Origin of the sequence: Flavobacterium potami, from assembly GCF_020026915.1 — a bacterium.
Classification (GTDB): Bacteria; Bacteroidota; Bacteroidia; order Flavobacteriales; family Flavobacteriaceae; genus Flavobacterium; species Flavobacterium potami.
On sequence record NZ_JAINUY010000006.1, the window covers coordinates 419,555 to 432,600 of the forward strand.

A 13,046-nucleotide genomic window follows, 5' to 3' on the forward strand; every position below is an offset into this window, starting at 1 on the left:
ATTATTTTCTAAGTTTTGGTTTCTCTTGAATAACAGCAAAATAAGAAGTGCTAAAAGCTGAAAGACTTTTGTAACCAACCAAATGTGCAATCTGGCTCAAAGTATATTCTTTACTATCCAAAAGTTCGATACTTTTTAGAATTCGAATTAACTGCAAATATTTTTGAAGTGTAATATTGGTTTTCTGTTTAAAAATACGCTGTAAACTTCGAACAGACATTTGAGCGAGATTCGCCAATTCTTCAATTTCAAAAGCATATTGGTAATTTTTGTTGATGTAATCGCAAACCGGAATCAAACGACTGTCTGCCGGAACTGGAATTTGTAACGAATTATTTTCTTGGCAAAAGTTAGGCAAACTCGTTAAAATCGCATTTAAAAAAGCAGCTTGTTCCTCATTTTTGGTTAATAATTTATCCCATTTTTGAGCGTACAAAATCATTTCTTTTAGAACGTTTGGCGCTGAAAAAACATGAACGTTTTGATAAAAATCCTGCTGTGGTACAATCTTAAATAAAGCAATAATCAAGTTTACTGTTTTAGATTCAGAAGAAATGCGGTGTTCTTTTTTGGTAGGAATCCAGATTACATGGTTTTGCGGAACGAGATAGGTCTTTTCTTCAATATGAAAATATTGATACCCTTCTTCAACATAAGTCAGTTGGTAACGTTCGTGTGTATGAACGTAATCGTCATGTTGCCAGTTTTTATCATACCAAACATAAGCGTTTGTTTGAATGTTATCTTCAAATTGACCTTCTTTGTTTTCGGATAAACCGCATTTTGAATTGGCGTTTTGCATGTACTTTTTGGCAAATTTAATAAAAACGTCATGTTTAATTTTGTAAATGAATATAATTTACAAGAACATGAAAAAACTACAACTCTTTTTAGTAGCTATTTTAACCGTATTAGCCTTGAATACAACAGAAGCGCAAAATAAGAAAACAAACATATTAGTTCTGATTCATTCGGATAATGGAGGAACTTACGAATTGGCAAAAGAAATCGCCAAAGGAATTGAAAGTGATGCAAATGCCAAAGCAATTATCAAGCAAGTAAAATCGCCAACAAACTCGAAGTTAAAAGGTATTCCAGTTGCAACGGTTGAAGAATTAACCTCTTATGACGGAATTACTTTTGGTTCGCCAGTTTATTTCGGAAACATCAGCACTGCTATGAGCGAGTTTCTTTCTAAAACAGTAAACTTATGGACAAATCATGCTTTAGAAGGAATGCCAGCAACCGTTTTTATGTCGGCTGGAAGTGGTGCTGGAAAAGAATTAGCTTTACAATCTTTTTGGAATAGTTTAGCCGTTCACGGAATGGTTTTAGTACCAAACGGAATTAGAGGAAATGAAAAAATCGACAAGAAAATTCCACAGGGAAATTCTGTTTTAGGAACAACAAGTTTGGCTTCTTTAAAAGATGTGGAAAGACCAACAAAAGATGAACGTTATTTAGCAGAATTGCAAGGGAAAAACTTTGCAAAAGTAGCCTCGGCCTTAAAAGGAACTTTTTCTAAAAAAGAAATTACGGTAAAAGAAGAACCATCAATTATCGACGTTTTAAAATCGAAAAATATAGTTCTTCCTCAAGTTCCAAAACCAGCAGGAAATTATATGCCTTATGTTCGTTCGGGAAATTTGGTATTCATTAATCAAGTGGCCTTGAAAGATGGAAAAATCCTAAATCCTGGAAAATTAGGATTGAATGTGGACGAACAACAAGTAAAAGACGCAACGGAATTAACAATGCTCAATGTAATCTCAGTTTTGAATGAAGCGGTTGGCGGCGATTTAAATCGTGTAAAACGTTGTGTGCAATTGACTGGAATTTTCAATACCAAAGACGATTACACCAAACATGCCGATTTAATGAATGTTGCTTCAAATCTAACAGTTGAAATTTTTGGAGAAAAAGGAAAGCACGCCAGAGCAACTTTCGGAGCATCTTCTATTCCTGTAAATTCTTCTGTAGAAATTCAGGCTGTTTTTGAAGTGGAATAAAAAGGAAAGATTTATAAAAGCAAAAACCCTTAGACAAGAATGTGTAAGGGTTTTGTATTATTAATTGTTTTTCAGCTAATAGATTTATGTTTTTCCTTTAGTTAACAGAATCCAATTTTTTTACAACAAGATCTTTAATTGTATCTAAAGGTTCTTCTTTATTCTCTTTCCACTCTTTTTGAACATTATGTACACTTTTACCCATTTTTGCTACACCATTACCAAAAGCGATTCCGATGTAAAGATAAAAAGTAACAACTACAATTGTTATAAATAGGATTGTGTAAAAAAAGAGTCTTCTCTTCATTTTTCTTCCTTTTTTATCTGTTTGAGAGAATTTGAGATTATGAAAATAAGAAAAAATATCTTACTTCACCAAATAATTAACCTGATCTGCTTCGCAAATTCTAAAATAACCAAATGCATAATTACTAGCATCTGTAGTATTTACAATGTTTCCTCTAATACTTCCAGGAGGAACAGAAAACGGATTAGAATTGGAAGCTTCTAAAATTAATTTCCAATAATTGAAGAAATTTTTAGAAACACCTCTATGCGTAATGGATACCGTGTTTCCTGGTTTCATTTTGTCTTCATTAGAATATCTGGTACTGATTTCGTTTCCGTTGTAGAATTCATCATTTGTGATTTCATATTCAGGGTAAATCAAAAATGAAGCTTGATAATCGGTTATGTAAAAATTGGTTTGGTCTGCTGGATCATTGTAATAAAAAGTCAGTTCAATGATATCTGTTCCGTCAAAATCTGGAACAATTTTCTGTTCCACTTTATTAATTGGAGTTACAGAAGTCAATTTTTCAACCGCTGTGAAACTCTGTCCTTCAGCATCAACAAATAATTTATATTCTGCATCGATTACAGGAATAAAATTGGTGCATTTGTAAACTCCTGCTTCGGTTTCATTAAATGTAAAAACATCTCCATTACTGTTTTCAACTCGCACTTGTGCGCCCGAAACTTTTGGGGTAGAATTATTGTAATAAGGAGCCGTTTTACTGATTTTTATCGTTTGTTCTTTTCCATCAGTTCCTTTTTTCCAAATGATTTCAGCATCGATTACAAGTTTGGTTTCGCCGTTTGGCAAATCAAGGTTTACCACATCTTCGCATGAAGCGAAAGAAAAAACAAAGAGAAGACTTATTAATGCCAGCGCTCTATTCATTACCGTATATTTTTTCATTTTATTCATAGCATTAAAATTTAAAATTATAAGAAACTCCAGGTACGATTCCGAAAATTGAAAGTCTTCTGGTTTCATTTGCTCCTGTATCTTCATTAGTTGTAAAACTCATAGAAGCGGCATTTTTTCTGTTGTAAACATTGTAAAGGCTGAAAACCCAATAGCTTTGCCATCCTTTCTTTTTATCTGGTTTTGGCGTGTAAGTCGCCGCAAGATCAAGATGGTGGAAAAGTGGCAATCTGTTTTCGTTTCTCAAAGAATAATTTGGAATATGAATTCCACCCATTTCATAATAACCATTTGCATACGTTACGGGCTGACCAGATTGCAAAGTGAAATTACCATTGAAAGACCATTTCGGATTCAATTCATAACTTCCTACAATGCTTAAATTATGCAATTTGTCATAACCAGATAAATACCAATCGCCGTTTGCAATTCCTGGTTCTTCTGGAGTTCTTCCTGGTGTTTTTTGTTCAGCTCTAGATAAAGTATACGAAACCCATCCGGTAAAAACCCCTGTGTTTTTTCTAAACAATAACTCCATTCCATAAGATCTGGCTTTTCCGTTTAAAATAACTTGCTCAATATTATTGTTAGCCAAAACATCAGCACCGTCAATATAGTCAATACGATTTTGAACATTTTTATAAAATAATTCGGTTTCTAAAGAGTAATCTCCGTCTCTGAAATTTCTAAAATAACCCATCGCGTACTGATCCAAAAGCTGAGGTTTTGTAAAAGGTCCGCTTGGCGTCCAGATGCTCATTGGTAAAGGAGATTGTGTGTTTGATAAAATATGAATGTATTGTGCCATTCTGTTGTAACTCGCTTTTATAGAAGTTTCATCATTAAAGGCATAAGACAAAGCAGCTCTTGGTTCAAAATTATTGAATTTACTGATTGTTTTTCCTTTGCCATAAGTAATGCTTCCGTTTGGCGTACCTTCTTCGTAAATATTATATAGCGGATTATAAACTACAGCTTGACCATTTTCGTAAGTGCTGATTGTTTCATCTCCTAAACGGTAAAACATGCTGTAACGAAGTCCGTAACGGAAATTCAGTTTTTCTGTAATTTGGTTTTCAAAATCAACAAAAGCAGAAGCTTCTAAAGCATATTTTTTATCCAGCTGCATATAATTAAACTGCGAATCTGAACTAGTCGGCTTCACAACTCCCGGATTGAAATTGTAATACAAACCATCAATACCATAATTGATCTTGAATTTCTCAGATTGCTGCAAATTCCAATTGTATTTCAATCCGTAACTCTGAATGTTGCTGTCCCATTTAAAGCTTTCGATAGGAATTTCTAGATTAAATCTATAATCACTGTAGAAAATAGATAAATTACTGTTTAAACGATCAGAAAATTTATGTTTCCAGTTTAAAATTCCCATTGTACTTCCGTAAGTACTTGCAAAACGATCGTTAATATCAAATATATCATTTCCGAAATAACCAGAAAAAGAAAGTGAATTTTTGGCATTAAAACGGTAATTCAATTTCGCATTCAAATCATAAAACATAGCCGAGTTATTATTATCAGCCAGTTTCATAAACAAATGCGCATACGATGCTCGTCCAGAAAGAATAAAAGAACCTTTTTCTTTTTGCAGCGGACCTTGAACTAAAAGTCGGCTTGAGATAATTCCGATTCCTCCATTTACTTTATATTCTTCAAAATCTCCCGTTTGCTGCGTAACATCTAAAACAGAAGAAACTCGCCCTCCAAATTTTGACGGAATTCCACCTTTATACAAATCCAAACCGCTCACAATATCAGCATTGAAAATAGAAAAGAATCCGAACATATGCGAGTCTGCATAAACAGGAGCGCCATCTAGAAGAATCAAATTCTGATCGGCAGCACCTCCACGAACATTAAAACCCGAAGAAGCTTCTCCAGCATTGGTAACTCCAGGCAGCGTCAAAATCGATTTTAAAGGATCTGGCTCACCCATGGCAACAGGAATTTTTTTAATTTCCTGCATAGAAAGTTTGTTTACACTCATTTGTGTCGTTTTAATGTCGACCGCTTTGTTGTTCATTACAATAACTTCTCCCAATTGCTGGCTATCAGAATCGATGTTGAAATTGACTTTGGTATCGTCTGAAACAGAAACTTTTTTCTCTTCGTTTTTAAATCCAACATAACTTACTTGAACAGTATAACTTCCGTTTGGAACTTCGATAACGTATTTTCCATTAACATCTGTTACAACGCCAGTCTCTAATTCTTTTACATAGATATTGGCGCCAATAACAGGTTGCCTTTCGTCATCAAGAACGTGACCGGTTAGCTTGCTTTTTTTTTTGGCAGGCTTCTGAGTCTGTTGTGTTTTCTGTTTAGCAAAAATATTGTTGCCAGCTATAGAAAACTGTATAGAAGCAGTTTTATTTAGTTCCGAAATAAGCTTTTCAATATCAGTCTGCTTAAAAGTACTTTTTTGATTAAAGTATTTTTTACTCGTATCGATTTGATCTGTAAAAGCAAATTTGAAATCGGTTTGATTTTCAATTTGCTTGAAGAATTCTTTTAAAGTGACATTTTGATCTACAGTTATGGTAACACTCTGAGCAGACATACACAAACTGAATAAAAAAAAGCATGCTGAAATTATATGCTTCATGAATTTTTGTATTTTTGAATTATATTAAACGGATTAACCTCGTGTTATCCTGAAAATTAGGAGGATGTGGAGTTTCGCGGCTTACATCCTTTTTTGTTTTTTTATTGAAAAGTGATCTGTTTTAAATCTTCATTTATTTCAAAATTTAGGTTATACATTTCTGATATTAATTGTACAATTGTCTTTAAATCTTCTTTTTTATTGATTCGGATGGTGATTTTCTGATTCAGGTTTTCACTAGGAAGAATTACTTTATATCCATAATTTTCTTCGATGTAGTGACTTACAGTAGAAAGTTTTTCATTATCAAAATCAATAAATCGGCTAAATTCTGATACCGAGGCAACTTGATTTCCGTAAGTGAATTTTTCTCCGGGTTTCAAAATCCATTTTTTGTCCTGACCTTTTACGTTCATCTGAACACTTCCTTCAAAAAGCTCCACAATGATTTCTTCGTTTTGAGATTCTTTCACTATAAAAGAAGTTCCTAAAACGGTAGTGGTAGTTTCATCGCAGAAAACCTGAAAAGGATGTTGTTTGTCTTTTTTGACTTTAAAATAAGCCTCACCATCAATTTCAATTTTTCTGTTTAAAGTGAAATTAGCTCCATAAGAAATTTTAGAATTAGGGCTCAATTCTACTTTTGAGCTATCTGGTAAAACAATGTATTTTATTGTAGAAGTGGTGTTTTCGATAATAGTTTCGGCAATAACATTGCTTTCGCTTAAAGAATTTCCATTAAAATAAATTCCAGTTCCAATCAGAATAAAAAGTAAGACCGACGCTGCTGCTACGTAACGCCAAGGTTTAAACTTTCTTTCCTTTTCGGCAAAAGTTACAGTATGGAATTTTTCCCACGAAGCTTCTTTATCATTTTCTGAATGTGAAGCTGGTGTTTCATTCCATAATTTATCAAAATCCTCGTCAAATTTTTCCTTGTCCATTTTTTGATTTTTTAAATGATTTGACAATGAAATCCCTGTTTGGTAAAAACACCATAAACCATTTCTTTGATCTCACGATTAGTTTCGATTTTCAAAATGTTTTCGCGGCCTTTTTTATCAAAATTGATGATACAATCAGAAATGATGAACTGTAGATGAGCTACAAGTAAACTTGCTTCTTTTTTAGTTCTTACATTAGTTTTATACGCTTCGATATGCATTTTCTGTTCTTGTTTTTATATATAACAAACGAGAACAAAAAAGTTCCTAATGGTTTTCGATTTTTTTTCGAATAAATTTACTGGCGAGATAAATATGATTGGCAATGGTCTTTTCAGAAAGATCCGTTAATTCTGCAATCTCCTTGTAGCTAAGGTTTTCCAGTTTATGTAGAGTGAATATTTTTTGTTGTTGCTCTGGAAGCTGATTAATGAAGTTTTGCAGTTTTTCTTGTCTTTCTTCAAAAATTCCAGAATCTGATTCTTCCTGAGGCACATCAACTTGATTTGGATCAAGCTGAATTATTTTGCTTTCTCTGTTGATGTGATTAAGAATAATATTTTTGCAGATTACAAACAATTGTTTGTCGAGCAAAACCTCTTCGTTTAGCAGTTCTCTTTTGTTGTAAAGTCTTATGAAAGTCTCCTGAACAAAGTCTTCGGGAGTAAAAACAGAAGAATTAAATCGTCTGGCTAAGTTTATCAGTTTATCATAATAATGGAAGTAAACTTCTTTAAAAGCTGCTTCATTACCTTTTTTTAAACTTAAAATAAATTTTTTATTGTCCATAACGAAAATATCGTGACTAGCTTTCTAGTCTAAAAACTCATTGGTGTCAATATTATTGCATTCTGAAATTTGATTAATCTCAAATCAAAGTGTAATAAGTTACAAAGAACCGTAATTAAATTAGAGATTGGACGCTTTTGCTAGAGAAATGTTACAAAATTTGCAGATAAATTACTTCGGTAAAAATGCATTTTTCCAGATTTTACGGCAATAGAAGATTTTTTATGCTTAAATTGTAAAGAACAAAATTCACAACACTATGACTTTACAAAGATTTTCAGTTTTAATCCTGATCACTTTTTTGATTTCTTGTAATAATAAAAAAGAACAAGAACTTACAGAAAGAGAAAATATTCTCTTGGAACGCGAAAAGAAATTTGCCGACAAAGAAGCAGAATATGAATTGTTATTGAAAATGAAGGACAGCATTCAATTAACCCATAAAATTAAAGATTCGATTCCTGAAATTAAAGTGTGGCCAGATACGCTTAATACGAAATGGAATAGTAAGATGATTTGCAGAGAATCGAATTGCAGTACGTATGTTATTGGAGATCAGCGGAGCGAAGTATGGGATTTTGTCTCAGATTCTACAGGAATGTATACCAATGTATTGAATAACAATCAAATTAAAAGGGTTTTTAGAGGACAATATTTAGTAAATAAAATAGTCCTCGATTCTGTAAGAGAAAGTTCAGCTAAAAACAACATTAAAATTGAAGTTGTTCTAGATGATATTAAAAAAAATGTCATAAAAGGTACACAGACTATTATTGGACAAGATAATTGCACGGCAAAATTCTCAGTTGAACTTACGCCATCAAAAAAATAATTTATGTTTTTAAGTATACATCATATTAGTCTTCCTATTGAAGATCCACTTTTAAAATTTCTTATCGAACTTATTATAATATTATGCATTCCGCTTTTATTAAATAAGATAAAAGTTCCGCATTTGCTCGGACTTATTATTGCCGGTGCCGTTATTGGTCCGAATGGTTTTGGCGTGCTTTCTAGAGACAGCAGTGTAGTGGTCACAGGAACTACTGGACTTTTATATATTATGTTTTTGGCTGGATTGGAAATTGATATGGCCGATTTCAAAAAGAATAAATGGAAAAGTATTTTGTTTTCTCTTTACACTTTTGCGGTTCCGTTTATTTTGGGTCTTGTCGGAGGATATTATTTGTTAGGTTTTTCGTTACTGACTTCGGTACTTTTTGCCAGTTTGTTTTCGTCGCATACTTTAATTGTTTATCCAATGGTAAGCAGTTTAGGAATTGCTAAAAACCTTTCGGTAAATATAACCGTTGGCGGAACTATGATTACCGATGTTTTATCGCTTCTTGTTTTGGCTGTTGTGGTCGGAATGTCTCAAGGAGAAGTTGGTACTGCTTTTTGGCTAAAACTAACTATTTCTATGGTGCTTTTTGCACTGATTGTTTTATTGGTTTTTCCGATTATTGCAAGATGGTTCTTCAAAAATGTAGAAGATAAAATCTCTCAGTATCTTTTTGTTATTGTTATGATTTATCTAGCAGCGCTTCTAGCAGAACTAGCCGGAATAGAATCTATTATCGGAGCCTTTTTTGCTGGACTTGCTTTAAACCGATTAATTCCCCATACATCGTCTTTAATGAATAGAGTAGAGTTTGTTGGGAATGCTATTTTTATTCCTTTCTTTCTAATTAGTGTCGGAATGCTGATTGATTTTAGTGCTTTCATCCAAAGTTGGGAAACACTGTGGGTAGCAGCAATTATGCTTGTTGCTTCAATTGGCGGAAAATATGTTGCCGCAATGCTGACCAAAAAAACGTTTAAACTTACTAATGATGAAGGTCAGCTTATTTTTGGAATGAGCGCCGCATCTGCCGCAGCAACTTTGGCTTCTGTTATGGTGGGTTATAACATTATTATTGGAGAAAACGATGCAGGCGAACCCATAAGACTTTTAAACGATCATGTTCTTAACGGCAGTATTCTTCTGATATTAATTTCCTGTACCGTTTCTTCTTTTGTTTCAATGGCAAGTGCACAGCGAATAGCAGACGCAGATAAAGATGATAAAGTATCAGGTAAAAGTGAAGAAAAGGAAAATATTCTTCTGGCGCTCAATCACGAAGAAACGGTAGAAAAAATGGTGAATTTGGGACTGATTGTAAAAACATCTACCAATAAAGACCGGGTTTTTGCTGTCAATGTAATTAACGAGGAAGAAAATGAATCGTCGGTAAAAAATGCAGAAAAGATTTTGGGGTCGGCAGTAAAAGCAGCTTCTGCAGCTGATGTCAAACTAAATCCGATTACCCGTCATGATAATGATACGGCCAGCGGGATTAGTAACGTAATTAAAGAAAAAGAAATAACCGATCTAATTGTTGGATTAGAAGGAGGAAAGGGATTTTCTGCATCTTTCGTTTATAATTTATATAACGGCTATCTCAAAAATAAAAATATAAATCTGATGGTTTATCATGCTGTTCAGCCCGTTTCTACTATAAAAAAATATATAGTTTTGATTCCCGAAAATGCCGAAAAAGATGCTGGTTTTTTTCATTCCATGCTTCGAATTTGGAATATTGGACGTAATTCTGGTGCAAAAATGAGTTTTTATGGGAAAGATAAAACCATGCAACTTTTAAAAAGAATTGTAAAAAAGGCAACTATAGAAGCAACATTCAATATAATTGACTCTTGGAACCACGCACAGGAAACGGCTTTTAATCTGGGAGAAGATGAAGGTTTGATCATCATGATGGCCGATAAAGGAATGTATTCTTATTTCCAACAAATGCGCGATGTGCCTGATTTGCTAAATAAAAAAGTAATCAATAATAACTACATGCTGATTTATCCTTTTTCGAAAACTGAAAAAAATACAACCGAAAAAAGAGCCGTAAGCAGTCACGATGATTTTGCAGAGATAGGTAAAATAATTCGAAATATCTTTAAATAAAAACAAAGCCCTTAGACAGAAATCTAAGGGCTTTGTTTTTATTTTGACACCGAAGTTTTATAATCTATGACAAGTTTATCCAGAAATTGAAAAAGCATTTCATTCATTTCAGTATAGTCAAAAGAAAGAATTTCTTCAGGATTTTGAACAAACGGATGTTTTTTGCTTTTCGCTAATAAATCAGTTTCGCTTTCAATTAGAAGAGAAACGACTTCTGTTGTCAATTCCATGTGGCATTGAAAACCATAAACGAGATCAGAATACGAAACAATTTGAATTGGACAGCCTTCACTAAAAGCTAATATCTTGCTTTCTTTCGTTAAACCTGGCATATCATTGTGCCAATGACCAACATTTAAGGTTTTTCCAAAATGATTTATTTTTTCGTCGTTTAATCCTTCTTCGCTCAAAGAAATTGGAAAAACTCCAATTTCTTTTTTGGGACTATGACCGAAATTTGCTCCTAAAGCCTGACCGATTAATTGCGAACCAAGGCAAACTCCCACAACTGATTTTCCTGCTGAAATGCATTTTCGAATCAAAGCAATTTCGGCTTCGGCATTAAAGTGCGGACACTCTTTGAGCGTAGTATTTGGGCTTTGTGGACCACCCATAACAATAAGCATATCTATAAAGTCTACGGAATCTGGTAAAGAATCATTTTCATAAACTTTAGAAAAAGAGATTTTATGATTTCTGTTTTCTGCCCAAATCAGATATGCGCCTGGAGCTTCGTATGTTTCGTGTTGTATAAAGTGTATCTTCATCTTAAATAATAAATTAAAACAAATTTATTTTAAGAAAATACATTTTTGATGGTCCAGCTTTTTATTTTAAAGAATAGTCCAGTTCGCTTACAAAAAGAATTTAGTTGTTCTGCTTTTCTAAATTATCAGCATCAGAAATCTGATCTAATATATTGGTTTGATTTGGCGAAATGTAGTTTTTATTTTCGATTGTAGCCTCTTTCTTAAAAAGAAGATCCAAGGCATTATATAGTTTTAATAGAACATCGCGATCTGCTTTGTCAATTTCTAAAGCAGTATTAAAGTTAAAAACATAATTATTCGAATTGCGTACTTCGACTTTTATCGTTTTTGATGTGATCTTAAATTTGACTATATCCATATGTTGTAAATTACCTTTGCAAAATAACTATTTTAATGGCAGTTATTGAGGATATTTTTTTGATTTTTTAATTACAAAGAATTTTTATTTTCTTCTTTTAATTTTAAGAGTACATCCATTGCTTTGTTAGCGTCATTTTCGTCAACAAATATATGGTCGTGTAAATAAGCGGCAACTACATTGCAACTGATATTGGCATTTCCTAAAGCTTGAGAAAATGCAGCAGTCAAACCTACCGCCGCCAAAGAAGAATGAACTTCTAACGTAATCCAAGAAGCAATGTAAGAGAAATTAAGGTTGAGTTCTTCCGCAAAACGCTTTTCTAGTACTACAGTAATTCCTTCTTGTTCTTTAAAGAGAAACAAAATCTTCGAAAAAGGAATAGAGTCTATAGCATCTACTTTTGTAAAAACATATTTCCCATCATTAAGAACAGGATTAAGATTCTTCAAAATAGTAATTAAATTTATTTCGCCTTCCATAGAATTAGGTTTGTTTTTTATTTAAATATAATAAAAAACCCTTAAACATTTCTGTTTAAGGGTTTTACCTTTTCGTAGCGAGGACGGGAGTTGAACCCGTGTCCGCCGCGGCGGATAAGAATCCTGCTTTTAAAGAGAATTGATGATGTTTTTAATAAATTCTCGTCCAATTCCGGTTTTTAAATATTTTTCTCTTTTAATAGCGTCGGTTTTGGAATCAAAAAATTCTACATAAATAACCTTCCAAGGTCTGTATTTTACAGTATGACCTTTTGTGGCAAGTAAATTATGGGATTTAAAACGTTCAATTAAATTATAAGTGAATCCAGTATAATTTTTATTGAATTTTTCAGAGAACAAAATATAAACTACAAATTCTTCCATTTTGTCAAATTGTTTTAAGAAAAAAAAAAACACCACTTTATAAAAAGTGGTGTTTTTACCTTGTAGCGAGGACGGGAGTTGAACCCGTGTCCGCCGCGGCGGATAAGAATCCTGCTTTTAAAGAGAATTGATGATATTTTTAATAAATTCTCGTCCAATTCCGGTTTTTAAATATTTTTCTCTTTTAATAGCGTCGGTTTTGGAATCAAAAAATTCTACATAAATAACCTTCCAAGGTCTGTATTTTACAGTATGACCTTTTGTGGCAAGTAAATTATGGGATTTAAAACGTTCAATTAAATTATAAGTGAATCCAGTATAATTTTTATTGAATTTTTCAGAGAACAAAATATAAACTACAAATTCTTCCATTTTGTCAAATTGTTTTAAGAAAAAAAAAACACCACTTTATAAAAAGTGGTGTTTTTACCTTGTAGCGAGGACGGGAGTTGAACCCGTGTCCGCCGCGGCGGATAAGAATCCTGCTTTTAAAGAGAATTGATGATATTTTTAATAAA

General features: G+C 32.9%; 15 protein-coding genes. 3 read left to right on the plus strand and 12 right to left on the minus strand.

Translation table 11 applies throughout. The annotated features are described in order from the left end of the window. Position 1 precedes the first annotated feature (1 nt). Positions 2-802: an AraC family transcriptional regulator gene (locus K6T82_RS18700; RefSeq protein WP_223709120.1), complete on the minus strand. Its 801-nt coding sequence runs from the start codon at positions 800-802 to the stop codon at positions 2-4. Between the two features lie 67 nt (positions 803-869). Here K6T82_RS18700 and K6T82_RS18705 point away from each other — a divergent pair, with 67 nt between their 5' ends. Then, positions 870-2,009: an Atu1372/SO_1960 family protein gene (locus K6T82_RS18705; RefSeq protein WP_223709123.1), complete on the plus strand. Its 1,140-nt coding sequence runs from the start codon at positions 870-872 to the stop codon at positions 2,007-2,009. 97 nt (positions 2,010-2,106) lie between these two features. Here K6T82_RS18705 and K6T82_RS18710 read toward each other — a convergent pair whose 3' ends face one another. From K6T82_RS18710 to K6T82_RS18735, 6 genes are all read right to left on the minus strand, one after another. Then, positions 2,107-2,316, minus strand: a complete 210-nt coding sequence (locus K6T82_RS18710; RefSeq protein ID WP_223709125.1) for a hypothetical protein — start codon at positions 2,314-2,316, stop codon at positions 2,107-2,109. Positions 2,317-2,376: 60 nt separating this feature from the next. Continuing rightward, positions 2,377-3,219, minus strand: a complete 843-nt coding sequence (locus tag K6T82_RS18715) for a DUF4249 domain-containing protein (protein ID WP_223709127.1) — start codon at positions 3,217-3,219, stop codon at positions 2,377-2,379. A gap of 4 nt (positions 3,220-3,223) precedes the next feature. Then, complete coding sequence (locus K6T82_RS18720; protein WP_223709130.1) at positions 3,224-5,845, minus strand: TonB-dependent receptor; 2,622 nt, start codon at positions 5,843-5,845, stop codon at positions 3,224-3,226. A 101-nt stretch (positions 5,846-5,946) separates the two neighbouring features. After that, complete coding sequence (locus K6T82_RS18725) at positions 5,947-6,789, minus strand: FecR family protein (protein ID WP_223709132.1); 843 nt, start codon at positions 6,787-6,789, stop codon at positions 5,947-5,949. A gap of 11 nt (positions 6,790-6,800) precedes the next feature. Then, entirely contained in the window at positions 6,801-7,010 is a 210-nt protein-coding gene (locus tag K6T82_RS18730; protein ID WP_223709135.1) for a hypothetical protein, read from the minus strand. 46 nt (positions 7,011-7,056) lie between these two features. Next, positions 7,057-7,578, minus strand: a complete 522-nt coding sequence (locus K6T82_RS18735) for an RNA polymerase sigma factor (protein ID WP_223709137.1) — start codon at positions 7,576-7,578, stop codon at positions 7,057-7,059. Positions 7,579-7,837: 259 nt separating this feature from the next. Here K6T82_RS18735 and K6T82_RS18740 point away from each other — a divergent pair, with 259 nt between their 5' ends. Together K6T82_RS18740 and K6T82_RS18745 are read left to right on the plus strand one after the other, a co-directional pair. Beyond that, on the plus strand, positions 7,838-8,410 hold the full coding sequence (locus tag K6T82_RS18740; protein WP_223709140.1) for a hypothetical protein: 573 nt from the start codon (positions 7,838-7,840) through the stop codon (positions 8,408-8,410). Between the two features lie 3 nt (positions 8,411-8,413). Continuing rightward, the gene (locus K6T82_RS18745; protein WP_223709142.1) at positions 8,414-10,534 is read left to right on the plus strand and encodes a cation:proton antiporter; all 2,121 of its coding nucleotides are present in this window, start codon (positions 8,414-8,416) and stop codon (positions 10,532-10,534) included. A 38-nt stretch (positions 10,535-10,572) separates the two neighbouring features. Here the strand turns inward: K6T82_RS18745 and K6T82_RS18750 are convergent, their stop codons facing one another. From K6T82_RS18750 to K6T82_RS18770, 5 genes are all read right to left on the minus strand, one after another. Beyond that, positions 10,573-11,301: a type 1 glutamine amidotransferase gene (locus K6T82_RS18750; RefSeq protein ID WP_223709144.1), complete on the minus strand. Its 729-nt coding sequence runs from the start codon at positions 11,299-11,301 to the stop codon at positions 10,573-10,575. A gap of 100 nt (positions 11,302-11,401) precedes the next feature. Then, positions 11,402-11,662 (minus strand): hypothetical protein, encoded by a 261-nt coding sequence (locus K6T82_RS18755; protein WP_223709146.1) that lies wholly within the window; start codon positions 11,660-11,662, stop codon positions 11,402-11,404. 71 nt (positions 11,663-11,733) lie between these two features. Beyond that, a complete protein-coding gene (locus tag K6T82_RS18760; protein WP_223709149.1) occupies positions 11,734-12,144 on the minus strand; it encodes an ACT domain-containing protein in 411 nt (136 codons plus the stop codon). Positions 12,145-12,273: 129 nt separating this feature from the next. After that, complete coding sequence (locus tag K6T82_RS18765) at positions 12,274-12,528, minus strand: GIY-YIG nuclease family protein (protein ID WP_223709151.1); 255 nt, start codon at positions 12,526-12,528, stop codon at positions 12,274-12,276. Between the two features lie 117 nt (positions 12,529-12,645). Beyond that, on the minus strand, positions 12,646-12,900 hold the full coding sequence (locus K6T82_RS18770; protein ID WP_223709151.1) for a GIY-YIG nuclease family protein: 255 nt from the start codon (positions 12,898-12,900) through the stop codon (positions 12,646-12,648). Positions 12,901-13,046: the final 146 nt, after the last annotated feature.